This is a genomic window from Planococcus soli (assembly GCF_016881065.1).
Taxonomy (GTDB): domain Bacteria; phylum Bacillota; class Bacilli; order Bacillales_A; family Planococcaceae; genus Planococcus; species Planococcus soli.
On sequence record NZ_WXYN01000003.1, the window covers coordinates 23,057 to 47,505 of the forward strand.

General features: G+C 45.1%; 25 protein-coding genes and 1 riboswitch. Of the genes, 12 read left to right on the forward strand and 13 right to left on the reverse strand.

Features of this window, described 5'->3' with window-relative positions; all coding sequences use genetic code 11:
• Window positions 1–71: 71 nt before the first annotated feature.
• Window positions 72–1,250, reverse strand: coding sequence for an MFS transporter (locus GJB59_RS00680; protein WP_142829816.1), 1,179 nt, complete (start codon window positions 1,248–1,250; stop codon window positions 72–74).
• A 79-nt stretch (window positions 1,251–1,329) separates the two neighbouring features.
• On the opposite strand from GJB59_RS00680, the gene GJB59_RS00685 reads away from it, so the two are divergent.
• From GJB59_RS00685 to GJB59_RS00695, 3 genes are all read left to right on the forward strand, one after another.
• Window positions 1,330–1,710 carry an OsmC family protein gene (locus tag GJB59_RS00685; protein ID WP_142829818.1) on the forward strand — a complete coding sequence of 127 codons (381 nt, stop codon included), beginning with the start codon at window positions 1,330–1,332 and terminating at the stop codon, window positions 1,708–1,710.
• Between the two features lie 332 nt (window positions 1,711–2,042).
• The gene (locus tag GJB59_RS00690; protein WP_142829820.1) at window positions 2,043–2,237 is read left to right on the forward strand and encodes an SE1561 family protein; all 195 of its coding nucleotides are present in this window, start codon (window positions 2,043–2,045) and stop codon (window positions 2,235–2,237) included.
• Between the two features lie 202 nt (window positions 2,238–2,439).
• Window positions 2,440–4,308, forward strand: coding sequence for a heavy metal translocating P-type ATPase (locus GJB59_RS00695; RefSeq protein WP_142829822.1), 1,869 nt, complete (start codon window positions 2,440–2,442; stop codon window positions 4,306–4,308).
• Between the two features lie 26 nt (window positions 4,309–4,334).
• Here GJB59_RS00695 and GJB59_RS00700 read toward each other — a convergent pair whose 3' ends face one another.
• Both GJB59_RS00700 and GJB59_RS00705 read right to left on the reverse strand, forming a co-directional pair.
• Complete coding sequence (locus GJB59_RS00700) at window positions 4,335–5,297, reverse strand: YihY/virulence factor BrkB family protein (protein ID WP_236015325.1); 963 nt, start codon at window positions 5,295–5,297, stop codon at window positions 4,335–4,337.
• On the reverse strand, window positions 5,242–5,781 hold the full coding sequence (locus tag GJB59_RS00705; RefSeq protein WP_142829825.1) for a YtxH domain-containing protein: 540 nt from the start codon (window positions 5,779–5,781) through the stop codon (window positions 5,242–5,244). The genes GJB59_RS00700 and GJB59_RS00705 overlap by 56 nt, the downstream gene beginning before the upstream one ends.
• A 189-nt stretch (window positions 5,782–5,970) precedes the next feature.
• Between GJB59_RS00705 and GJB59_RS00710 the strand changes: the two genes are divergently transcribed.
• Both GJB59_RS00710 and GJB59_RS00715 read left to right on the forward strand, forming a co-directional pair.
• Window positions 5,971–7,332 (forward strand): alanine/glycine:cation symporter family protein, encoded by a 1,362-nt coding sequence (locus tag GJB59_RS00710; protein WP_142829827.1) that lies wholly within the window; start codon window positions 5,971–5,973, stop codon window positions 7,330–7,332.
• Window positions 7,333–7,390: 58 nt separating this feature from the next.
• On the forward strand, window positions 7,391–7,612 hold the full coding sequence (locus GJB59_RS00715; RefSeq protein WP_142829829.1) for a DUF1128 domain-containing protein: 222 nt from the start codon (window positions 7,391–7,393) through the stop codon (window positions 7,610–7,612).
• Between the two features lie 324 nt (window positions 7,613–7,936).
• On the opposite strand, the gene GJB59_RS00720 is transcribed toward GJB59_RS00715, so the two are convergent.
• The 4 genes from GJB59_RS00720 to GJB59_RS00735 all read right to left on the reverse strand — a co-directional run bounded on the left by GJB59_RS00720 (window position 7,937) and on the right by GJB59_RS00735 (window position 12,341).
• Window positions 7,937–8,923 carry a class I SAM-dependent methyltransferase gene (locus GJB59_RS00720; protein ID WP_142829831.1) on the reverse strand — a complete coding sequence of 329 codons (987 nt, stop codon included), beginning with the start codon at window positions 8,921–8,923 and terminating at the stop codon, window positions 7,937–7,939.
• Window positions 8,920–10,227 (reverse strand): FAD-dependent oxidoreductase, encoded by a 1,308-nt coding sequence (locus GJB59_RS00725; protein WP_185960113.1) that lies wholly within the window; start codon window positions 10,225–10,227, stop codon window positions 8,920–8,922. The genes GJB59_RS00720 and GJB59_RS00725 overlap by 4 nt, the downstream gene beginning before the upstream one ends.
• A gap of 111 nt (window positions 10,228–10,338) precedes the next feature.
• Entirely contained in the window at window positions 10,339–11,250 is a 912-nt protein-coding gene (locus tag GJB59_RS00730; RefSeq protein ID WP_142829835.1) for a pseudouridine-5'-phosphate glycosidase, read from the reverse strand.
• Window positions 11,247–12,341: a carbohydrate kinase gene (locus GJB59_RS00735; protein ID WP_142829837.1), complete on the reverse strand. Its 1,095-nt coding sequence runs from the start codon at window positions 12,339–12,341 to the stop codon at window positions 11,247–11,249. Before GJB59_RS00735 ends, GJB59_RS00730 begins: the two co-directional genes overlap by 4 nt.
• A gap of 147 nt (window positions 12,342–12,488) precedes the next feature.
• Between GJB59_RS00735 and GJB59_RS00740 the strand changes: the two genes are divergently transcribed.
• The 4 genes from GJB59_RS00740 (at window position 12,489) to GJB59_RS00755 (ending at window position 16,369) form a co-directional block, all read left to right on the forward strand.
• Window positions 12,489–13,721, forward strand: coding sequence for an aminopeptidase (locus GJB59_RS00740; RefSeq protein ID WP_142829840.1), 1,233 nt, complete (start codon window positions 12,489–12,491; stop codon window positions 13,719–13,721).
• Window positions 13,722–13,806: 85 nt separating this feature from the next.
• Window positions 13,807–13,947, forward strand: coding sequence for a hypothetical protein (locus tag GJB59_RS00745; protein ID WP_185960109.1), 141 nt, complete (start codon window positions 13,807–13,809; stop codon window positions 13,945–13,947).
• A gap of 182 nt (window positions 13,948–14,129) precedes the next feature.
• Window positions 14,130–15,137: a rod-share determining protein MreBH gene (gene mreBH, locus GJB59_RS00750; RefSeq protein ID WP_142829842.1), complete on the forward strand. Its 1,008-nt coding sequence runs from the start codon at window positions 14,130–14,132 to the stop codon at window positions 15,135–15,137.
• Window positions 15,138–15,802: 665 nt separating this feature from the next.
• Complete coding sequence (locus GJB59_RS00755) at window positions 15,803–16,369, forward strand: beta-class carbonic anhydrase (protein WP_142829844.1); 567 nt, start codon at window positions 15,803–15,805, stop codon at window positions 16,367–16,369.
• A gap of 7 nt (window positions 16,370–16,376) precedes the next feature.
• Here GJB59_RS00755 and GJB59_RS00760 read toward each other — a convergent pair whose 3' ends face one another.
• From GJB59_RS00760 to GJB59_RS00770, 3 genes are all read right to left on the reverse strand, one after another.
• Window positions 16,377–16,859 (reverse strand): DinB family protein, encoded by a 483-nt coding sequence (locus GJB59_RS00760; RefSeq protein WP_142829847.1) that lies wholly within the window; start codon window positions 16,857–16,859, stop codon window positions 16,377–16,379.
• An 85-nt stretch (window positions 16,860–16,944) separates the two neighbouring features.
• Complete coding sequence (locus GJB59_RS00765) at window positions 16,945–17,493, reverse strand: GNAT family N-acetyltransferase (protein ID WP_142829849.1); 549 nt, start codon at window positions 17,491–17,493, stop codon at window positions 16,945–16,947.
• A gap of 1 nt (window position 17,494) precedes the next feature.
• Window positions 17,495–19,294, reverse strand: a complete 1,800-nt coding sequence (locus GJB59_RS00770; protein WP_142829851.1) for a M3 family oligoendopeptidase — start codon at window positions 19,292–19,294, stop codon at window positions 17,495–17,497.
• Between the two features lie 194 nt (window positions 19,295–19,488).
• On the opposite strand from GJB59_RS00770, the gene GJB59_RS00775 reads away from it, so the two are divergent.
• A complete protein-coding gene (locus GJB59_RS00775; RefSeq protein ID WP_142829853.1) occupies window positions 19,489–20,223 on the forward strand; it encodes a TspO-related membrane protein in 735 nt (244 codons plus the stop codon).
• Between the two features lie 125 nt (window positions 20,224–20,348).
• Here the strand turns inward: GJB59_RS00775 and map are convergent, their stop codons facing one another.
• Window positions 20,349–21,101, reverse strand: coding sequence for a type I methionyl aminopeptidase (gene map, locus GJB59_RS00780; RefSeq protein WP_142829855.1), 753 nt, complete (start codon window positions 21,099–21,101; stop codon window positions 20,349–20,351).
• 134 nt (window positions 21,102–21,235) lie between these two features.
• Entirely contained in the window at window positions 21,236–21,811 is a 576-nt protein-coding gene (thiT, locus tag GJB59_RS00785; RefSeq protein ID WP_142829857.1) for an energy-coupled thiamine transporter ThiT, read from the reverse strand.
• Between the two features lie 97 nt (window positions 21,812–21,908).
• Window positions 21,909–22,007: riboswitch (TPP riboswitch) on the reverse strand.
• 147 nt (window positions 22,008–22,154) lie between these two features.
• Between thiT and GJB59_RS00790 the strand changes: the two genes are divergently transcribed.
• A complete protein-coding gene (locus tag GJB59_RS00790; RefSeq protein ID WP_142829942.1) occupies window positions 22,155–23,228 on the forward strand; it encodes a M20 family metallopeptidase in 1,074 nt (357 codons plus the stop codon).
• Between the two features lie 67 nt (window positions 23,229–23,295).
• Entirely contained in the window at window positions 23,296–23,442 is a 147-nt protein-coding gene (yxzF, locus tag GJB59_RS00795) for a small protein YxzF (protein ID WP_185960110.1), read from the forward strand.
• A gap of 93 nt (window positions 23,443–23,535) precedes the next feature.
• Here the strand turns inward: yxzF and GJB59_RS00800 are convergent, their stop codons facing one another.
• Complete coding sequence (locus tag GJB59_RS00800) at window positions 23,536–24,447, reverse strand: SGNH/GDSL hydrolase family protein (RefSeq protein WP_142829859.1); 912 nt, start codon at window positions 24,445–24,447, stop codon at window positions 23,536–23,538.
• Window positions 24,448–24,449 lie beyond the last annotated feature (2 nt).

Consider the following 24,449-nt stretch of genomic DNA (forward strand, 5'->3'; position numbering starts at 1 on the left):
GGAATTTGGACAATAAGAAAAGCTGGACCAGAGCATTTTATTCTCTGGTCCAGCTTTTTTGTTGGAATACTCTATAGTGATTCTGCCCTTCTCGTATTGCCTTTCATGGCGATTAGCAGCAGGATCAGCAGCAGCATCCCTGCGATCAACAGCAAAAAACTGAGTCCTCCTGAGTATTCAATAAACAATCCACCCAGCGACGGTCCTGCCAGGCTGCCGATGCTAAAAGCGATGCCGCACAGTAAATTACCCGTAGGCAATAGATCTTTCGGCATTAAGTCCGCCATATAAGAAATGCCAAGCGAAAACGTAGATCCGACAAACATGCCAGCCAGTGCAAAAAATCCGACAGTCAGCCAGGCATTCGATTCATAGAAACTGGCGGTTGCAAATGTTGCCGCTCCTCCCGCTAAAATCAGCAACAACACTTTTCTTCTGCCAATCCGATCGCTTAAATTCCCCAGCGGCAATTGCGTGGCAATCGCGCCTAGGGAAAAAGCAGCGAGCATGATGGAAACCATTCCTACTTCTATCGACTGCCGCAAAGCGTAGACTGGATAGATGGCATGGAGCGAGGCTTCCAAAAAGCCATAGCCGAGGGGCGGCAAGAATGCGACCCACGCTATAATCAAAGCTGCTTTAAAGCGTCCCAATGTACCTTTCGCAGTCATACTGCCTCCTGAAAATTCCGGAAAATCGTTTTTTAACAGGAACACCAGCGACCAGGCGACCAGACAAAGTAAGCCGGAGACGATAAACGGCAATGCTTCAAATACTTCCACCATCGGCACGAAAAGAGGGCCTGCTCCAAAACCGATGCTGAACGACATTCCATAAATGGCAATATTGCGCCCCAGCCGGTGCTGCGGCGATGTACTGGTAATCCAGGTTTGAGTTGAAAAATGCAGCGCCTGGTCACCTATACCGATTAATATGCGAAGGACAAACCAAAACAGTACCGATTTCCACAGCGGGAAAAGCAAAAGGGACAGGATGACTAATCCCCCTCCCAATAAAATCAGCGGCTTATAGCCAAACTTTCGCAGCTGCGGTTCCATAAATGGCGCGATTAATAGGGTTCCTACATACAAACCGGTGGCACTCAAGCCATTCAATGCAGACGAAACGCCGTCCTGCTCAAAAATAACCGCAATCAGCGGCAGCAGCATCCCTTGCGAAAAACCGGATATGGAGACGATGGCCACCAAAATCCAAAAACGGCCACGTTCACTTTTTAAAAAACTTTTCATGATGCCTCCCCGAACAAGCACGTTCTTTTGTATTTAATAAGAATTCAGATACAATTCTAACATAAGGAGGCGTTAACAGATGAATTATTCAATGAACAAAAATGGCTTTACGGGGCATCTGCCTTTTGGCAAGCTCGAAATTTCAAGTAATGAAGAATATGGCTTCCGTCCATATCAATTACTGGTTTCCTCATTGGCAGTTTGCAGCGGCGGAGTGATGAGGAAAGTGCTTGATAAAATGAGAATGCCTGCTGAAGATATTCAAATCGAGGTTAAAGAGATTGTGCGCAATGAAGAAGAGGCAGACCGGGTTGAAAAAGTCCATTTGCATTTTATAATTGCGGGCAATATCAACAAAGAAAAAATGCCGCGTATTATGGAACTGACCCGAAAAAACTGTTCAATGGTGCAGTCTGTTGAGGATTCAATTGAAATCATTGAAACTTTCGAAATTCGTTAGCCATCATAAAAGGCTCATTCCGCATCTGATTTCAGATTTTGGATGAGCCTTTATGTTTTGTATACAGTTAAGTTATCTTTCATAATCCCATTTTCGGTTAAGGCACCGATGAAATGTGCGAACCGCCTCCTTTGGAATTCCTGATGTTGTGGTTTGGTTTCGCTGATTCCCTTCGGCCTCCCCTCTCTGTTGAATAAGCCTACTTTAACACAAACTTTATATTAAGTAAATATTCTAAATAAATAAACTAGTAAAATAATTAGTTCTACCTATAGTTATTGAAATCGTCTCCATTATCCGTTACGATTAACATGCGAAATGAGGTGTATCCATTGGGGAAATCCATTACGAACAAAGAACAGCAGGTCTCTTATATGAAACAGCGCTTAAGCATGTTTTTAGAAGTATTAGATGCTATTGAACCGGAAAACACAGAACTTGAAGATATTGATCGCTTAATTGCGATGGTCGATGACTTAGATGACAAGATGAAGCAATTTCAGAATCGTCCAACTGAAGAGCAGTAAGCAGAAAATCCTTTGCCTATCCGGCATTGGATTTTTCTTTTGTTCTCTATTAAGACATTCCCTGCTCTCATAGTCTGGAGTAACCATGATAAAATAGAATAAATACAGAATATTTAAACTCCGCTCCAAGATTTGCTAGCACTTTGTAGATTCTTTTCCTTCTGCAAATCTGCAATAATTCCAAGGAAGCCGGGTGGCACTTATGGTATTTTTAAAAACTCATATCGAATTGATTGCATCAATTTTTTCAGGAATTTTAATTGTCCTCGCCTTTACTTTGGAAACACAGCAATACTTCACTTATTCGGTTTTTACTTATTTGCTGGCATTCGGGATTGGCGGCTATGCGAAAGCGAAATACGGCATTCTGAAAACACTCGAAGACCGGCAGCTGAATGTTGAAATCTTGATGATTTTAGCAGCAGTTGGTTCTTCCATCATCGGCTACTGGACAGAAGGTGCTATCCTAATTTTCATCTTCTCTTTAAGCGGTGCCTTGGAAACCTATACGATGAACAAAAGCCGGAAAGAAATTACTTCCTTAATGGAACTCCAGCCTGAAGCTGCTTGGCTGCTTAAAGAAGGGCGCACGGCGCGTGTCCCAATCGAAGAACTGGCTACAGGGGATCTTATCGTCGTAAAGCCCGGAGAACGGATACCAGTGGACGGCGCTTTGCACATCGGCCAAACCGCTGTAGATGAGTCTGCCATCAGCGGAGAAGCACTTCCTGTCTCAAAATATGAAAAAGATGAACTTTACGCAGGTACTGTAAATTTGTCTGGCGCTATCACCATGGTGATGACCAAGCCCAGCTCTGAAACCATGTTCCAAAAGATTATTGATCTCGTTCAATCGGCGCAAAGTGAGAAATCCCCTTCCCAGCAATTTATCGAGCGTTTTGAAGGCCGTTATGTAAAAGTGGTGCTCGCTACCTTTGTGCTTATGCTGTTTATGCCGCATTATCTTCTGGGCTGGGATTGGAATACGACCTTTTACCGCGCAATGGTTTTACTGGTCGTAGCGTCACCTTGTGCGCTGGTCGCTTCCATCATGCCTGCCACGCTTGCCGCCATTTCCAACGGGGCTAAAAGCGGCATTATTTTTAAAGGCGGCATGCACCTCGAAAACTTGAGTGTGGTTCGGGCTATCGCTTTTGATAAAACCGGCACATTGACGCGGGGCCAGCCGGAAGTCACAGATTTTGTCATTCGAAAAGGAGCAGATTCTCAACTTGCGATGGCGAAAATTGCCGGCATCGAATCTCAATCGAACCATCCGCTAGCCAAAGCCATCCATGACTTTATTGTTTCAAAAGGAGTTGTTCCGCTGCAGAATTTGACCATTGAAGATGTTCCTGGCAATGGTTTGAAAGCAACTATTGGCCGGGAGAAGTTTCTCGTTGGAAAGCCAAAGTTTGTAGGCGAAAGCCTTGCAGAAGCATTTGAAAATGGTCTTTTGGCTAAACTGGCCAATCAGGGGAAAACAGTCACATTTGTCCGGGACAATCAAGGAATACTTGCTGCCATGGCCTTAAAGGATACGGTCCGTGATATTACCAAATCAACAATTGAAGAATTGCAAAAAGCAGGCATTTACTGCATCATGCTGACGGGTGATAACCGCAAAACAGCAGCTGTGATTGCCAAAGAAACAGGCGTTGATGATTACATTGCTGAATGTCTGCCGGCTGATAAAGTAACAGAGCTGAAAAAACTATTGGAAAAGTATAAGTATGTGGCCATGACAGGCGATGGCATAAATGATGCACCTGCCCTGGCAACTGCAACGACAGGCATCGCAATGGGTGCTGGAACCGATATTGCTTTAGAGACGGCCGACGTCATCCTCATGAAAAATGATTTGTCGCGTATTGCCTATTCAATCCGCCTGTCCCGTAAAATGCAGCGCATTGTGAAGCAGAACATCTTCTTTTCTGTTTCGATAATCATTCTCTTGATTATTTCCAACTTTTTTCAAGCCATCACACTTCCCATTGGCGTCATTGGACACGAAGGCAGCACAATTTTGGTCATCTTAAACGGCTTGCGCATGCTAAACCGGCACGTATAGAAAAAGGCATCCTGAATGTTAATCATTCAAGATGCCTTCTTTTTGTTGAAATGCCGGCGCTCTTTCATCACAGCATTAATTTGTCCACCAATTATCAATAGCATGGCGGAGATATACAGCCATAGCATCAGGATGATAACACCGCCGATACTGCCATAGGTGGCTGAAAAGTTACCGAAATTGCTAATGTAGATGGAAAACAAATAGGAAGTCACTATCCAGCCAATGGCTGCAAATGCGGCACCTCCCAGAACGCTCAGAATGTTCATCCTTACATTCGGGGCTAGCCAGTAGATGATGGCGCAAGCGACAAATGTGATGACTGCCGGGATGGTAAAGCGAATTGAACTCCACAAAGTCAGAAATCCTGCTTCCAAACCCAGAAATGAAAATATCAATAACCCTAGCTGCTCGCCAAAAACAGGCAATGCCAAAGCTACGATCAAAATAAAAATCAACAGTATAGTCATCAGAATCGACATTCCCCGAGCTATAAGAAGCGGGCGATTTTCTGTTACTTTGTAAGAAAGATTCAAAGACTTGATCAAGGCATCCATACCTAGGCTTGCCGACCAAATCGTCGCTAAAATACCAAATGACAACAATCCAGTGTTTTGACTGGTTAAAATTTCTGCTAAAGTACTTTCAATCAGTACATAGACTTCTGCTGGAACAACTTCTTCCATGAAACTATATATTTGATCTTGCGATAAAGATAAATACGGCAACAGGGTTACCAGGAAAATCAGCAAAGGAAAAATTGACAAGAGGAAAAAAAACGCCAACTGTGCTCCAAGTCCTGGCACGTCGACGTCTTTAATCCGCTGAAGCAATTCTTTCAAAAAACCTTTTCCCGTTGTCACATCATAACTGACTGCATGCTCACGGTCTTGGTCCCTTTGCTGTCCTGCAGGTTTTAAGGGAGTAATCGGCTTATGACCGATTCCCGGAATTTGAATTGTTGCCAGACTGATTGCTTTTCCCGGCATTGTTATTAGATGTTGATGAATTGTTGCTCGATGAGTTGTTATTTGATGATGAGCTGTTATTTGATTTTGAAGAAGAACCCTTATCATCTGTCAGTGAAGAAGTTGGAGATGGATTGTCTTCTTTAACTGCTGAGATAACATCATCTTTCGTTTCTACAACTGCATTTTTCGTATCCATAAATGCTTCTTTTGTTTCCAGTGCCATTTCTTTCACTTGCGGAGTCATATCTTTCAACTCGTTTACTTTGCTGCCCACATAAGAAGCATCTTCAGAGATACGTGAATACAGATTTTGTGCTCTTTCAGCTTGTTGCTGGAAAGCCTGCACTAATTCGTCTCTATTTGAAGCGTAGTATTTTGCACTGCTGCTTGCTTTTTTCGATTTGTTCACAACATCGTTTCTCGTGTTTTTATCAAGTAGTGAGACAATAATTCCCACTGCTGCTCCTACTAATAAACCTGTCATTAATTTGTTTTGGCTCATCCTAAATTCCTCCCAATAATAAAATAAGATTTTCACATCTGTTAGGAATTTTCCCTAATCTTTGAAATTCTAAACACTTATGTATAAGTTATTTTTTAAAAATAACTTGACTATATTGAAAAACTTTCGGAATATTATGCTTACAGGAGGTTTTTAAAGAAAGAAAAGTTAAGAAAAGGAGGAGAAACAATGGCACAGATCGAAGAATTATTGGGCACTATCAGCGGTTACGTATGGGGACCGCCTTTATTGATTTTATTAGTAGGTACTGGAATTTTCTTAACTGTCCGACTCGGCGTTCTGCAGGTCCGTCTATTGCCTTACGCCTTGAAATTGGTTTTCACTAAAAATACGGATACAACTTCTAAAGGGGATATCAGTCATTTCCAGGCTCTTTCCACCGCAATGGCGGCGACGGTCGGAACCGGTAATATCGTCGGTGTCGCAACAGCGGTCATTCTAGGCGGACCGGGTGCCGTCTTCTGGATGTGGTTTTCTGCATTTTTCGGAATGGCCACTAAATATGGTGAAGCCGTGCTTGCAGTCAAATACCGTGTAGTCGATGCCAGAGGCCAAATGGCTGGCGGACCGATGTACTATCTTGAGCATGGATTGAAACAGAAATGGCTTGCTGTCTTGTTCGCTGTTTTTGGGGCGATTGCCGCCTTTGGAATTGGAAACGGTACGCAATCAAACTCTGTAGCATCAGTTGTTCGTGATACTTTCAGCGTTCCGACATGGGTTACTGGAATTATTTTAACTATTTTCACAGCATTGGTATTGCTTGGCGGCATTAAGAGTATCGGCCGCGTCACTTCATACTTTGTTCCTTTTATGGCGCTTTTCTACATAATCGCAGGAATTATTATTATGATCTTCAATATGGAGCTGATTCCTGGAGCGTTTGCTACAATCTTCAGTGCGGCATTTACTGGTGAAGCTGCAGTCGGTGGCGCTATTGGTGCCGCTATCCGCTATGGTGTGGCACGAGGCGTATTCTCCAACGAAGCAGGGCTTGGATCTGCTCCGATTGCTGCCGCTGCCGCTATCACGGATCTTCCTGGACGCCAGGCATTGGTCTCCATGACACAGGTGTTTTTCGATACCATCATCATCTGTTCAATTACAGGTGTCACAATCGTTATGTCAGGCCTTTATACAGATAAATCATTAGAAGGCGCAGCATTGACAACAGCTGCTTTTGAACAATTCCTCGGAGGCGCAGGACCAATTGTTGTAGCCATCGGATTGATTTTCTTTGCCTCTTCTACGATTATTGGTTGGTCTTATTACGGGGAGAAATGTTTCCAGTACTTGTTTAAAAACCCGGCATTGCTTGTCGTTTACCGCATCGCTTTCGTATTGATGGTGTTTGTCGGTGCAACCGTTTCTCTAGATGTTGTTTGGACATTCTCTGATGTTATGAATGGTCTGATGGCGTTCCCGAACTTGATCGGACTCCTTGGTTTGTCCGGCGTCATTGTTTACGAGACAAAACGCATCATCGCCAAAATCAAAGAAGAAAAAGAAGCCGAACGTGCTGGCAATTGACATTGCATTTGAATAATGAAATGATAAAGCATATCCACCTGAAAGGCAGGAACTTATCATGGACTTATCAAAACCATCTCCAGAAAATGTCAGCTATATGATTGAAGAAATAAAAGCGAAATTGCGCATGGTTAATGTCGACGCAATGAAAGCTGAACATTTCAACGCATCACAGTACGAAGACTTGCATGAACTGTATGAAATGGTCTCAACACGTGACAAGTTCAGTACAAGTGAAATGCAGGCCATCGCAACGGAACTTGGTTCTTTGCGCAAATAAGGCAAATTGAAATGCCCTGAAGGAATGTTCCTTCAGGGCATTTTTTTGCTGAATCGAATATTTACACTTTTTTAACGGTCGCCTTAGCTTTTCTCTGTCCAGCTTCAGAAGCCAGGTTCTCGGGTCATAAGCCAACCCGTCTGTGCGACTAAAACACGTCGCTTCGCCGGTCTGTCTTATGCCTGTCGAACCTTAACGGCTTCTTCAGCTTTTCTTTGTCCAGCTTCAGCGACCTGCTCCTCGGATCATAAGCAGCACTTCCTGTGCGGCAAAATACCCCGCTTCGGAAGTGCTGCTTATGTCTGTCGGAGCAAAACGATCGCCTCAGCTTTTCTTTTCATACTGCACAATATACCAGCCGCCTTCTTTTATGACGGTTTGGATGCTGAGCAATTCGAGTCCTGCATGTTCTCCCCACTGGGCTAACTCTTGGCGCGCGGGCAGGCGGTAGAGGTTGTCGAATGATGAGAAGAAGCTGTTGAAGACGTTAGCGAATGGGGTACTATCGCTATCTCCAGCAATCGGCGTTACTACCGAAAGAATTCCTTCTTCTTTTATCCAGCTGGACAGTTCAGTGAAGAGGTCCTGGCGTTTTTCGAGGTCGATATAGTGGATGACGTTGTTCATCATGACCATTCCTTGCAGTTGGACAGGTTTGTATTTCCATAGATCAGCATTTTCAATGGAAACGTTCTGATTATCTCTGGTCAGGCTTTTCGCAACTTCGGTTACAGCAGGGCTAATCTCAATTCCGGTGAAATGCGTATTCGGAAAGCGTTCAGCCAATTTCTTGATATAGCCGCCTTCTCCACAGCCGATATCCAATACAGTATCAACATCTTTCCCTTTTAGGCGTCTGGACATCTTCGGCAATGCCAGTACTTCCAGCAATCGGCTCGTTTCAGCAACGGTCGGCGCATGCTTTTCTTCATCAAAATGCAGACGTTCCTGCTTGCGCATCATTTCCGGATAATTCAATAATGTCGGAATATGCAGCTCCATCATTTCCTTCAGCAGCACCCCGGAAGAATTATTGCCTTTCGGTTTCGGCAACTTCCAGGCGTTCCATGTTTTATAGCGATTTCTTCCTGCTTCTTTCAGGTGGCCGATGGATACTCCAACCCTCACCCATTGGTTCAGCAGATCTTCGTCCAATTGCAAGGCATCCGCCACATCAAATTTTGTTACCGGACGTTCGAAAGCTTTAAATAAATCCAATTCATAGCCTACGTACGCGTGCCAGCTGTATAAAAAAGGTTCGTTGCGCTTCATGTACATTCTTGCTTTAAACATTTTCATGACATCAATCATATGAGTCCCTCCGCTTTCCATGGGTAATCTTCTTCCTGTGTATAATATTTCATTTCTTTTGTGTCATCCGTCAAATCTTTCATGCGGACAGGCATAATGCCCCCCTGGATAAAGCGGTCACGGAAATTCTCTTTCCACATGCCAAGTCCCGAAACGTTCAACATCTGCTTAAAGTGGAGAATTGGATCTTCCTCCATACGCTCGAATGTCCGCTGGCGTAAATAGCTCACCGGTTTGAACGGGAACGAGTAGGCAAGTGCCGCCAAATGGCTCAGCTGAATTACATGGTCTGCACGCTTATAGCGGACAGTTTCAAACCACTTTAAATTACTGGTGTTCATTTTTCCTTCTTTAAACATATCTGCCGCCAATTCACCCAGAATATCAGCATCCTGAATTGCCATATTCATTCCTTCACCTGCCATCGGATGCACAGCATGGCAGGCATCGCCAATAATTGCCTTGGTGCCTTTTACATAAGAATCGGCATGATACATGACCGGAATCATCAATTGGATTTTCTTCCAATCCGTCAATTTCTGAACATAACCGTCTACTGCGGGTGCCAGATCGGTATACAATTTATGAAAGTGACTTATCGGCTTTTCTTTCAACTGCTTGTAATCTCCAGGCGGAATCAAATACACGCTGCGCACTTGGTCGTCAGGCAGCGGGAAAAGACCCAAAAAGCGATTGTAGGTGGATATGATTTTCCCATCTGTAAAACTTTCTGAACGCGGAAACGTCACTGTCAGAAAATGATGATTGTAGGTGGTCTGCTTAACTTCGATTTCCATCGCTTTTCGCGTGACCGAAGACCGACCCTCGGCACCAAAGAAAAATTGTGCCTCTACTTCGAATTTTTCTGTCCCTTTTTGAAGCAAAGCCGTTTTTTCTCCATAGCCTTTGCAGGAAGTACCTTTTAAATAATGAAAGTTTTCATATTCTGAAGCTGCTTTTAAAATAACGGATTTCAATTCTTCGTGATGCATCATGTATGCTGCATTATACTTGCCTGGCAGCACACTGTAATCCATGAATGCCTGGTCTTTCACTTGCAGGGTGCTTGAAAGTTCAAGCATATCCAGTACTTTAATTTCATTTGAACGATCACATATTTGTTTGTACAGTCCGAGGCCATCAAATATCTGCATACTTTTTGGCTGCAGAAGCTCGCCCTTGTAGGTAGGCGCTTTAACAGCCATTCGTTCGGCGAGAACCACATCGATTCCGCGCTGCACCAATTTTAAAGCGAGCGTCAATCCACCGATTCCACCCCCGCCTATAAATACGTCAGTTTTCATCTGCTTCATCCCCTTCTTTCTCCTTACCCTACCTTTATGAGACTGAAAACCCATAAAACCTCCCTAACAAAAAAAGAAGCCCAAGGATGGACTTCTTTTCACAAATTATTCTTAAAGTTGGTTATAAGCTGCAGCGAGCTGAGCTCCGACTTTCGCATTATGCTTAACCAGTTCGATATTGGCGACCAGGCTTTTCCCTTCAGTCAGCTCTTTGACTTTACCTAAAAGGAATGGCGTCACTTCTTTTCCTGAAATGCCATTGTCATTCGCTTCAGCCATTGCTTGAGCGATGATGCCATTGATGAACGATTCCTCCAAAGCATGTTCTGCTGGAATCGGATTGGCGATAACTGCTCCGCCTTTTATTCCCAGATCCCATTTTGCTTTCAGCACTTTGGCGAGCTCGGCTGAGTCATCGCTGCGGAACGTCAGGTCAAAACCGCTTGAACGGGTATAGAATGCCGGCATTACATCTGTTTGGAACCCTATGACCGGAACGCCTTTCGTTTCCAAGTATTCCAATGTCAAACCAATATCCAAAATCGACTTCGCTCCTGCACAAACGACTGCGACTCCAGTGTTTGAAAGTTCTTCCAAATCAGCTGAAATATCCATCGTTGTCTCAGCCCCTCTGTGCACCCCGCCAATCCCGCCGGTAGCGAAAACCCGAATGCCTGCAAGCTCTGCACAAATCATCGTTGCCGCTACTGTTGTAGCACCAATTTTTTTTGTTGCAATCAATTGGCCGATATCTCTTCTCGACACTTTGGAAACGCCCGGGCTGTTGCCGAGCAACTCCAATTCCTCCTCGGATAAACCAATCTTGATTTTGCCGTTCATAATCGCGATGGTTGCAGGAACTGCTCCATTGTCACGTATGATCTGCTCTACCATACGGGCCGTTTCAACATTCTGCGGATAAGGCATGCCATGTGAGATGATGGTCGATTCGAGCGCCACGATCGGTTTTTTGCCCTCTATTGCTTGTTGTACTTCAGTTGAATAGGAAATCATTGATGTCATTGTAATTCCTCCAGTTCTTTTTGTAGTTGTGCAGCGTTTAATTCAAGACGTACTGTCGCATTGCTTTCCAATGTTTTGGCTGCATTGACCATAGCCGTTTGAATAGTTAACTCAAATTCCTGGCCATCCATCACGCTGTGGATGATAGCACTGGAAAATGCATCGCCAGCTCCCGTTACATCCGTAACCTGCTCGACTGGCATCGAGTGGTAATGGCGGATACCGTCAGCATTTCCAGCTACTGCTCCATCTTTTCCGCCTGTGATCACCACGGCTTCTGCTCCCCGTGCCAAGAGCTGCTCAGCAGCCTGATGCCAGCTATCCAGCGAATCAATGGATTGCTGCAAATATTTGCTTGCTTCGTCACGGTTCAGGATCAGCCAGCTTATGCCTGTCAAATCATCGCTCAACCGCTCCATTTTTGGTGCAGACACCGGAATCACTGCCAGTGGAATTTTATTGGTTAAAGCCAGTCGCCGAACATATTCCAGCGTTTCCAGCGGACTGTTTAAATCGATGACGAGAAAAGCAGCCGACAATAGGACACTTTCATTTTTAGCGACGTATTCCGGCGTCATTAAATCATAGATTTTCATATCCGCCATGGCCAGCAGCATTTCGCCATCCGGCTCCAAGATTGCTGTATATGTCCCTGTTGAAAGCCCATCAATGGCTTTTGTCAGTTCAGTCGACATAAAAGAGTTCGAAGCAGCCTCTATTAAATTCCATTCCGGATCATTGCCGACAATCGACAAGAGTTTGACGGAACGGCCAAGCCGCCCCAGATTCTCAGCAACGTTTCGTGCGACACCTCCGACACTGCCTGAAACCGATGCAGGATTTGAGGTTCCCATCTGTGCAGGCTGGTCCATCAAAAATTTTCTGTCGACATTGGCGCCGCCGATGCAAATTACCGTTTTTTCCTCCGGCAAAACGTATGCACGCCCAAGAATTTTTCCTTGGCGCATCAGATTCGAAATAAAGTTGGCAAGCGATGGCCTGGACATATTCAAGTGCTCCGCCATTTCCTGTTGGGATAGATATGGGTTGCGGCGTATCAGTTCCAGCACTTCCACTTCTTTCTGATTCATTTCAACACCTCCGTTCAAACATTTGTTTAAATCATAAACTTTTATAACGAAAAAGGCAAGGGAAATATTATTTCGAATATCGTTATAAAACATTGCAGGGGGTGACTGAAAATTGCTACTATAGAGGAGATGAGAGGAGAGATTTATTTGACATCTTTTAATGAAAAGTTAACCCGCTATGCTGAACTGGCTGTAAAAGTGGGAGTAAATATTCAATCTGGCCAGCAGCTTTATATTGCTGCTGCAATTGAGGCTGCACCACTGGTTCGTTTGATTACTCAAAAAGCTTACGAAACAGGAGCTAAGCAAGTGTATGTCGACTGGAACGATGATGCCATTTCACGTCTGCGCTTTGAAATGGCGCCAGAAGATTCGTTTTCAGAGTATCCGGCCTGGAAAGTACAGGAACGGGAGCAATTGGCTGACCAAGGGGCTGCTTTTATCAGTGTCGTATCACAAAGCCCGGACCTTTTAGCCGGAATCGACTCGAAGCGCATTGCCGCTTTCCAAAAAGCGACTGGGCAGGCATTGAGCAAATACCGCCAATACGTCCAATCGGATAAAATCAGCTGGACTGTTATTGCAGCTCCTTCCCAAAAATGGGCTGCGAAAGTCTTTCCGGATGTACCGGCAGAGCAGCAAATTGATACGCTATGGGATGCGATCTTTAAAGCAGTCCGCGCAGATCTCGATCAGCCGATTGAGGCATGGAGTGAGCATGACCAGTTGCTTCATACAAAGGTCGATTATTTGAACGGCAAGAAATACGCCAAACTTCATTACACGTCACCGAAAACTGATTTGGAAGTGGCTCTTCCAGATGGCCATCTATGGTGTGGAGCTGGATCGATCAATGAAAAAGGCGATGCTTTCATGGCGAACATGCCAACTGAAGAAGTGTTTACAGTACCGCATAAAACGGGTGTAAACGGCTATGTATCCAGTACAAAGCCTTTGAGCTATGGAGGAAACATCATCGACGATTTCAAAGTCACATTCAAAGACGGAAAAATTGTCGACGTGACAGCTGCGCAAGGCGAAGACGTCCTGAAACAACTTGTTGCAACCGACGAAGGATCGCATTTCCTTGGCGAAGTGGCATTGGTTCCCCATCAGTCACCAATTTCCGATTCGAATATTTTATTCTATAACACCTTGTTCGATGAAAACGCATCAAACCATTTTGCCATCGGAAGCGCTTACGCATTCTGTATTGAAGGCGGAAAGACGATGTCCCAGGAAGAGTTGTTGAAAAATGGCTTGAACCAAAGCATCACGCATGTCGATTTCATGGTCGGCTCTTCAGAAATGGACATCGATGGAATCTTGGAAGACGGATCGCGTGAGGCAATTTTCCGCGGCGGCAATTGGGCATTTTAAGTATCGATAATTCGACACTTATTTTTTCCGGTAAAATCATGTATACTTAACATTGATAATTACAGTTTAGAGAGGAGTTATCATTATGTTTTATGGCATTACTGTCACACTCGGCTTTATGGTCGTAATTTTCTTGTTTTTCTTCACGCTTCTACACTTTCTTGGGAAAGAGCTGCATCCGCACGACGCGGAGCATGTAGACCCTATTCCTGAAAAAAAATACTAAGCGACTAAAACCGGCTTCTTCATTGAAGCCGGTTTTTATGTTCTCTGCTACGTAAGCCGGATAAAATATAAATGTTTTATCCATTTCTCTGCCCTTTAGGTCCCTTCGGCTCTTTCGCTTACTCTTTGGCAATGGTAAAATCCGTACTAGTTAGCGTCTTTATTCATAGGAGGAATTTATATATGTTTTCTGCAATAGATATCGGTATCGATTTAGGAACCGCGAATATATTAGTTTATACAAAAGCAAAAGGCATCATCATAAATGAACCTTCTGTCGTAGCACTGGATGCGAAAACACGCGCAGTGCTGGCAGTTGGAGATGAAGCAAAAGCCATGCTCGGCAAAGCTCCCGACTCCATCCTGGTTATCCGCCCCTTAAAAGACGGAGTCATTGCAGACTTTGATGTCACCAGAGACCTCTTGAAAATCATTATGCAAAGAGCAGCAAAACAACTCGGCAGTGCTTACCGGAAACCCAATGTTATGGTTTGTACGCCTTCTGGAGCCACGACAGTAGAACGCCGCGCAATCCACGATGCGGTAAAACAAAGCGGTGCTAAAACCGTTCACTTGATCGAAGAAACCGTAGCGGCTGCTATTGGCGCAGATCTGCCCATCAGTGAACCGGTCGCAAGCGTCATTGTGGATATAGGCGGCGGCACCACAGAAGTCGGCATCATTTCATTTGGCGGAGTGGTTTCTTCAAACACTGTCAAAGTGGCCGGCGACCGCATGGACGAAGACATCATCCAATACGTCCGCAAGCATTACAATATCCTGATCGGTGAACGCACTGCCGAAAATATCAAAAAGGAAATCGGCTATGCGCCAGTTCCCCATGAAGTGAAGCATATGGAAATCCGAGGCCGCGACATCATGAGCGGCTTGCCGAAAACCATCACGTTGAGTTCTCTTGAAACCCAGGAAGCACTTAAGGAATCATTATCCGCTATTTTGGAGTGCATCCGCGCCACCTTGGAAAATTGCCCGGCCGAATTGTCCGGCGATATGGTTGACCAGGGAGTCGTCATTTCGGGAGGCGGCGCTCTTCTAAAAGGCATGCAGGAATGGCTGTCAAAAGAAATATCTGTCCCAGTTCATATTGCCCCGCAGCCTCTCGAATCGGTCGCCATCGGAACAGGCCTGTCACTAGACATGATTAAGCAATTAGAGAAAATGTCCCGGTAACAAAGAAAAGCGCAAGCGCCCGTGGAGATTCGACGGGCATAAGACGCTCGGGCGAAGCGGCGTTCTTCAGCCGCACAGCCAGAGTGACTTATGACCCTAGATTCTGGGTGCTGGAGCTGGACACAAAAAAATGCGCAAGCAGCCGTTTAGCCCCGACAAGCGCTGGAAGCCTTACCGATAATGGCGGTCTTCGCCATTGCTGGTAAGGCTGAAGCGACTCGAGGGGCTGGCTGCTGGAGCTGGACAACAAGAAAAGCGCAAGCGCCTGTGGAGCTCTGACGGGCATAAGACGGACCGGCGAAGCGGCACTTTTTGCCGCATAGTTGGGCTGGCTTATGACCGAAGAGCTGGGTGCTGGAGTCTAGACATAAAGAAAAGCGCAAGCGCCATGCAACTCCAACTTGTGCCATAAGAAAATGGACAATAAAAGAAAACTGATGACATGACGAGATAATCGGATTGTCTTCAGTTTTTATAGTTATAGAAACTTGCTGCATCAGGACCATCAATATATATTCGTTTCCTATAAAAAGCATTGTGTTATCAAAAAACACTTCCGAGGAATGACTTTTCCCCTAATTTTCTTTATAGTTATCATTTCCATTCGTCTTTTTCAGAAATTTGGATTAAACTTAAAAGGTATCACTCAATGAGGGGGAAGCATAATGGCTTTATTAGATGAAATTCTGGAGTATAACGAAGAGTTTGTGAAGGAAAAGCGTTATGAAGAGTTTATGACCACCAAATTTCCTGACAAGAAAGTTGTTATATTGACATGCATGGATACGCGCCTGTTTGAAATGCTGCCAAAAGCGATGAATTTTAAAAACGGCGACATTAAAATCGTCAAAAGCGCCGGGGCTGTCATCAACCACCCATTCGGCGGCATCATGCGCAGCCTGCTTGTTGCTGTGTACGAGTTGAATGCAGATGAAATCTACATTATCGGACACCACGATTGTGGCATGGCTTCCATTAATCCTGAAAAAATGCTGGAAAAGATGAAACATCGGGGCGTAGATGAAAAGACCATTGATATGATGGAGTATTCCGGAGTGGATTTGAAAGGCTGGCTCCGCGGATTTGATGATGTGACGGAAAGCGTCGCCCACAGCGTCAATATGGTCCGCAACCACCCTCTGCTCGACACCACGGTTCCTGTCCATGGCCTGGTCATCGATCCGACCACAGGCAAACTGGATGTTGTCGTTAACGGAAACAAAAACCGCTGAGAAATTCTCAGCGGTTTTGTTTTTGGTAATAAATATAATCGAGGGCTGTTCCCTCTTTGCCGAATTGCCGGAGAAACGAGGCAATCTGTCCTCTATGATAGCTGGCATGATTGACAATGGTAAACAGCATCTCTTCCCGTGTTGAGGAAAAATCGTCTCCACGCATATTTTGGTAATCGAGTGTTTCCTGCCACTGTTCTTCCGACAATGATGCAAAAAACAATTCCATTTCAGCATGCAGCAGCATTAATGCCTCCATCGCTTTTTGGGTTGTTTCCACTTCATAATGCTCAAATGCCGGTTTAGCTACCCCCATCATTCGGAGCAGCCACAGTTTTTCCACTCCGATCACGTGTTCAACTGTCGCATGAATCGAAGCAAAAGAATTTGCTCCTTCTTTCTGATATAAGTCCTCGCCCAAGGTTTGAACATGTTCCAAGCAAGCCAGTGTCGCCCATTTATGATAAGAGAACATTTTTTCTTTATCCATTTTACGCACCTTCCTCTACTTTTATTCACGTTTCAAACCAGCGCTGCATCTCTTTCCACCATTTTTTATAGGTGGCCTTGCCCTTTCAAAATTCTTTCTCAATCATGGCATAGTAATAATGGTCTTTCCATTCACCATTGATATAGAGAAACTCCTTAAGCAAGCCTTCCCGGCGAAATCCGGTTTTTTCCAATACCCGTATAGAGCCTTCATTCTCTGGTGAAACATAGGCTTCCATCCGATGGAGGCGAAGCTCTTCAAACCCGAAAACAGTCATTAGTTTTACCGCTTCTGTTGCAATGCCTTTGCCAATATATGCTTCATCAATGGAATAACCGACCAATGCACTTAAAAAAGGCATGCGCTTGACACTGTATACGGAAATGTGGCCAATCAGCTTTTTCGTGCCATATTCAAAAATCCCTACACTGTACTCCCGATTTTCTCTCGCCTGGTAGATCGATTCCCGAATTTTTTCCCGCTGAACGGCTGCTGAAAAATAACTGTCCCGGTGGCGCGGTTCGTACACAGACCAATAATCCCGGTTGCGCAGCAGCAATTCCATCATCTCTTCTGCATCGTCGACGGTTAAACTGCGCAGGTAACAAGTCTGTCCTTCGAAAAGCAAGTTCATATTAGGCCTCAGCAGATGTCAGCGAAATAAATTCTTCGGCATCCTGGACACATAAAGCGATTCCTTTTTCCCAGAAAGCCTGCTGCGTGATATCTTCGCCCAAATGTTTCATTGCCAAGTCTTCTGCTGACATCACTGCTGTATCACGAAGCAAAGCCAAGTATTTTTCTTCAAAGCCGCTTCCTTCTTCCAGTGCTTTTGCATATACACTCAAAGAGAACAAATAGCCAAACGTATACGGGAAGTTATAAAATGGCACATACGTAATGTAAAAATGCAGTTTAGATGCCCAGAAATGCGGATGCGTTGATGCCAATCCACCAGCGAATCCTTCTGTTTGTGCCTGCTCCATCAATTCATTTAATCGGGATGCCGGAACAACGCCCTTTTTGCGTTCTTCATAGAAACGGGTTTCGAAAAGGAAGCGAGAATGGATGTTCATAAAGAACGCCACACTGCGCTGGACTTTGTCTTCCAACAATGCGATTTTTTCTTCCTTGGACTGCGCATTTTTAACAGCCGCATCTGCCACAATCATTTCAGCGAATGTCGACGCGGTTTCAGCTACGTTCATCGCGTATGACCGGTTCAAGGAGTGGACCGGGCGCAACGCATACGTATGGAACGCATGCCCGAGTTCATGCGCCAAGGTAGCCACATTGGACATGGATCCGCTGTAAGTCATGAAAATGCGTGATTCTTCACTTAACGGCAAGCCGGTGCAAAATCCGCCTGGGCGTTTATTTGGACGGTCTTCCGCTTCAATCCAACCTTTTTCAAATGCCTGCTGTGCAAATTGCTCCAGTTCAGGGCCGAATTTGCCAAACTGTTTGAGTATGAATTCCGCGCCTTCCTGATAAGAAAATTGCTGCGTGCTTTCAGTTACCGGTGCATCCACGTCATACCAATCAAGTCCATCTTTTCCAAGCAGTTTGCCTTTTTGATCCAAATAATCGACGAAAGGCTGTTTGTTGTTGCTGATGGCTCCCCACATGGCGTCCAGTGTTTCCTGCTTCATGCGGTTGATATGCAATGGCTCCTGCAGCGGGTTGTCCCATCCGCGCTTTTTATAAGTCTCCAAACGGAAACCGGCTATGGAATTTAAGGTCTTGGCAAAAAACTCTTCTTTATCCGTCCAAGCCTCTTCCAATTTCTCGTAGGATTCCTTGCGTACCGCTGCATCTTTATGGGAGCTTAAGTTATTTGCCTGCCCCACTGATAACGATTTGGACTCGCCGTCGACGCTGACAGTGACATTGATTTCTCCGACCAGCATATCGTATAGCTGGCTCCAGCTATGGTAGCCGTCAACGCCTAAAGCCGTAATCAAACTTTCTTCCTTTTCAGACAGCAGCATTTTTGCTTCTTCGCGCCATTCGTTCAAGATAAAGGTAAATTCACGCAAGGATTTTTCTTCGAGCAGCTCTGTCCATGCCCCATCTTCTGTTTTCGACAGGTCCTGCTGGATTTTTTGGAACGAGTTTTGAAAACGTGCCGACAGAGAAGACGCTTCACTTTCCAAAATTCCGGCTTTTTTATCTTGTGTGTTCTGTGCCATCAGACAGCCTATAAATGCACCGGATTGGCTAAGATGCCGCATCACACCGCTCATGTGTTCAAGCAAGTCAGCTACTTTTTGAGCATCTTCTTTTGCAGCCGGCACTTTGAAGTTGTGGACCAGCTCTTCAAACGCTGAAAGTTTTGTTACTGCTTCGTTCATATGTAGCCGCAATTCCTGTGATTCGCTGCCTCCTGGAAAAAGCGTATCCAAATCCCATACTTCCGGATAGTTAACTGTCATGATTCTGCCCCCTGGTAAACTAAATTTTCTAAAAACGCTCCTTTAGTATATCATTTTTCTTTCCGAAACCGGAACAATATTCCACTTCACCATAAAACACTTCACCTTATCGCCATTTTTAGGAAATTTTTTGGAAAAGGATAATTGTTGATTGAAACGGCTACCGTTATACTGAAATGAAGGAGGGATTTCGCATGATTCGTATTTTGCTTATGACAATCGCTTTTATCGCTGTAATTGTCATGAATACTTTAGCAAACACCATGCCGCTGAATGGCCAAACCACAGGCGAAATTTCTAACCGGCTTCTTGTGCTGTTCACTCCCGCCGGTTATGTATTTTCGATATGGTCCATCATCTATCTTTTGCTGGCTGTTTGGATCATTGCATTCTGGGTGCGCTTAAGAAAGGGACAGACCCCCTCAACCAAGATTGCCTTATTTTTCATTTTAAGCTGCGTCTTTAATATCAGCTGGCTGCTGTTGTGGCATTATGAATTTTTTGCCTGGTCAATAGCCACGATGCTCGGCTACCTGTTAGCCTTGATCGCGCTTTATCTGCAATACAGCAATTCGGAGAGAACATTTACGGAACGGCTGCCAATTTCAGTGAACATGGGCTGGATCAGTGTCGCAACCATTGCCAATATCAGTTTTGTTCTGACTTATTATAATTGGAACGGATGGGGGCTCAGTGACCAGCTATGGACAGTGATCATGCTGACAGTGGCGACTGCGCTTGCACTGCATATCCGTTTCCATCACTTTGACATTCCTTTTGCACTGGTCTTTATCTGGGCATTTATCGGGATCGCCGTCAAGCACGGCACGGGTGAAATGCTGGTAACCACAGCCTCCATTTTCTTAAGCGGCGTCATATTAACCGGTATTTTATTAATAAAGAAAAAAGCTGCTCCGGCAGTCCAATAATGCTGCGGACTACTCGATTAAAACGAGTGGATCTGCAGTTTTTTTATGCGGAAAAAACTTTTCCATTAATTAAAAAAGATCCGGTTTAATATTCCGGATCTTTCGTCGTCTGTTTATGAAATTTTTTATTTATCAAGCTTAGTAAGCAGAATAGGTTCGCCTTTTGTGACAAGAACGGTATGTTCGATCTGCGCCACCAAAGATTGGTCCGGCGTGATGAATGTCCAGCCGTCACCTGATTCTATAATGTGCTCTGCCTTCTGTGAAATAAACGGCTCTACTGCCAGCACCATGCCTTCTTTCAGGATGGTCGTCTCCCACGCATCATAATAATTTAAAATGTGCTGAGGGGCTTCATGCAGTGATTTGCCAATGCCATGCCCAGTCAGATTCTTGATGACGAACAAGCCTTGTTCTTTTGCTTCACGTTCCACAGCTTTGCCGATTTGGTTGAGTTTGGCGCCGGCTTTGACTTTTGTCATCGCACGGTCAAAGGCTGAAGCTGCCGCTTCACAGATTTTTTCTTTATCCGCATGCCCTTCCCCAACAACAAATGAGATGCCTGTGTCAGAAAAAAATCCTTCGTAGGAGCCAGAAACATCGATATTGACAATATCGCCATCCTGAATCACGCGGTCACCCGGAATGCCATGGGCCACTTCTTCATTGACGCTGATGCATGTGAATCCCGGAAAATCATATTCTGATTTAGGACCGGAGACGCCGCCCAACTCTTCGAACAGTTTGCCGCCCAAGTCGTCAATTTCCTTCGTAGTAACGCCCGCTTTTGTTGCGGCTTTCATCGCTTCGCGAATTTCAGCGACCATTTGGCCGGCTTTCTTTAACATTTCGATATCTTTTTCATTAGTTGCTATCATCAATGACCCTTCTTTCAAGCTTTTCTATTCAAGAATTATACCACAAAATTAAATCACTGGCTCTCTGTCCGGTTCAACAAATCTCCGGAAACGGACAGAGAAAAGAAGGCTGCCAAAAGACAGCCTTCCAAATTTTAAGCTTCTGCATCGACCAATTTTGGAGCGGCTGCAAAAAGCGCAGCACAGACAAAAGCCGCCAGCAAAAACACAGGTATCATATAAGTGGCATTGTAGACGACCGAATAGATCACCACATTGCCTTCAGCAAACATGCCGAAGAACAAGATGCCCGTAATAACATGGACGAGATAGCGGAGAACTGAAGCAATCAGCACGCCCGCCACTATAGCAGCAAGCATTTTTCCTGTTTGCTTTGCTTGCGCATGCTGCATGTATTTTGTGCGCATGACACCTGCCAGCCCAACCACTCCATATGCCAGAAGATAGTCCAACAAGACCTGCATCACAACGAATCCAAACGACAAAGGAGTTACAGATATAAATCCGGAAACAATCTGTAGAAGCCCAACCAGAAATCCGGTCAGCACTCCTGCACCGACACCTCTTCTGAATGCGATCAATACGATTGGAATCATCACTAGGCTGACCGAACCGCCCTGCGGCATCCGGAACGAAATGAAATCCAGTACAAATCCTAGAGCCGCAAAAATGGCTATTTCCATCATTAACAATACTTTTTTATTTCTCATGACTTCCTCCTTAATGTGTTTTGCACATCACCAGAAGGGCCGTGAATAAAACCATATTAAAAACGGCGCCAGGACAGAGCCTGGCGCCGTTGTAAGGGCCGGTTTCCATCCACATCCCTGCGCAAGTGTTAACTTACAGGTTCAAAGGGTAAGAACAATTTGTTCACTCTCAGCAAAAGCTCCCCTTGTGGTGTATACAGATATTTTACTTTCACCTGTATTTTACACAAGCCTTCCCTTTAATGCAAGGCTGTTTTAAGATAATCTGATAGGGTAAAGAGTTGAATAGTGAAGCTATTTGAAAGGTGGTGGAGGCAGCCGGAAGTTTGGGCTTGCCGAAAAAATGATTGAACTGTTAAAAGAACTGATTAAAATTCAAAGTGACACAAAAGAAGGGGCCAATGAAGCTCTTCTTTTTTGTGCAGACTGGTTAAAGGAAAAAGGCGAAACCGTCACTATTCATGACAACAACGGCTATCAAATGCTGACAGCCACAAAAGGGCAAGGCAATGAGACCATTATTTGGAATGGCCATGTAGACGTCGTTCCGGGCCATCAGGAACAATTTGTTCCAGTTGAAGAACAGGACCGCATCTATGGCCGCGGCTCTGCAGATATGAAAGCTGGGGTAGCAGCGATGATGCAGGCATTTATCGAGCTCGACAGCTCCAGCTTAAACCGCATCGTCCAACTGCACATCGTCACCGATGAAGAGATTGGCGGCCGCAATACATCGAAATGGCTTGTGGAACAAGGTTACCACGGTGACTTCGTCATTTGCGGTGAACCGACTGGATTAAAAGTCGGATTGCAGTCTAAAGGCATTCTGCGGATGGATATGACATTCAAAGGCAAGCCTGCTCACGGCAGCCGTCCATGGGAAGGCATCAATGCCATTGAATCAGCGATGAAGTTCCATATGGCTATTGCAGATCTTCCTTTCCGGAAAGAATCAACCGAATATTACGAGCAGCCTTCTGTCAACCTGCCTATCATCAAAGCAGGAGAACGCTACAATGTCGTTCCTGAAATTTGTGAAATGTCGTATGACATCCGTTTTATGCCAGGCCAGGATAAAGATGAGATAGTTCGCCAGCTGGTTGACTTGGCCGACAAATTGGATGTCGATATGGAGTACAAAGCTTCCGGCTCCACACCTGCCCTTACCACAACTAAAGACAACCCGTATATTCAAAGCTTGCAAAAAGCGATTTTGGACACGACTCAGCAAGAACCTGTTTTATTCGGCCAGCACGGTGCTGCAGATACCCGCTATTATGCGGCGGTAACTGGCGGCGAAGGTGCAATAGAATTTGGTCCGAGCGGAGATGATTGGCATGGCAACGCTGAATATGTCTTGATATCAAGTGTCCACTCATACAAGGACATCCTGCTGGCACATGCACAATCTGCTTAAAAAGGTTTGCATCCTGTGGAATTCGGGAAAGTAACATATACTAACCCCTATGAATGGAGAGATTTAAATGGCAATTGGAAGACTACTGAAATCAGCGATAAAATACGGTCCGATCGCATACCCGATCATCCGTAAAGTATTAAATAAAAGAAAACAAGGCAAAGCGGGACAATCAGCTCCACAACAGCCTGATACGCGTGGCAGAAAACGCTAAAAATAAAAAACGTTCCGGCATACCTTTGCCGGAACGTTTTTTTATGGATTAAGACTCCAATTCATTGATCATAAGACGGGCGCTTCCGCTTTTCTATAAATAAGGCATTGCTTCGCGCAGCGCAAAGTAGCCGGTTGGGCTGCCGCTGGAAGGCCGCTGCGCTGTTTCTTCTGCATCATTACTCTCAGAAGCCTCTTGCTCATCCTGGTCCTGTGCTTCCATGATTTCCTCGAAAGACAATGGATTTGGCGGCGGCAGTTCAAGATCCTCCACCGTCCAGCCTTCCTGGTATTCAGTGAAAAATGCATTTGCCATCGCCTGATAACCGGCTGCGTTCGGGTGGACGTCAGATGGATTCGGAACTTTATCCACAGCATTCGCTCCAAACGGCTGGTCCACCGATACAAAAACGGCACCTGCCTTTTCAGCCGATCGCTGAAGAATTTCATTGAGCCGGTCAAGCTGTTTGGCAGTCCCGTTCTTTTGGCTTTCTCGAACATGCGGATAAGCAAAATAATAGCCCATCACGTAGACCGTTGCATCGGGAGATTGTTCAGCAAGCTCTGCCAGAATCAAGTCCATGTTCTTTCTTGCCTCGTTAAGTGCAAAGTCTACCTGGACCTGCTGGAAAACCAAAGAACCCTGCGCTGAATCATTCTGCACCAGTCGCAGTAAATCATTGGCCCCAGCTGATACAGTGATGAGATTGGCTGAAGACAGAACTTCCTCAGCTTCGTCGCTTTGGATGCTTTCTAATACATCCGTAGTGGTAAATCCCGGAAATGCCAGGTTTTTCGAATAATACGCGACAGGTTGATTGCGCGACAGCTCCTGGGCAATCAAATCCGCGTAACCGGCATCTATTTGGCGGTCGGGTGTCTGCCCCGCTGCGAGCGAGTCGCCGATGGCTATATAAGCTGCTGGAATTTGAAGCTCTGCCTGTGCAGCAGCTGTTCCGCTGAATAACAGAAATCCTGTCATTGCCGCAATCCAATACTTCTTCATTT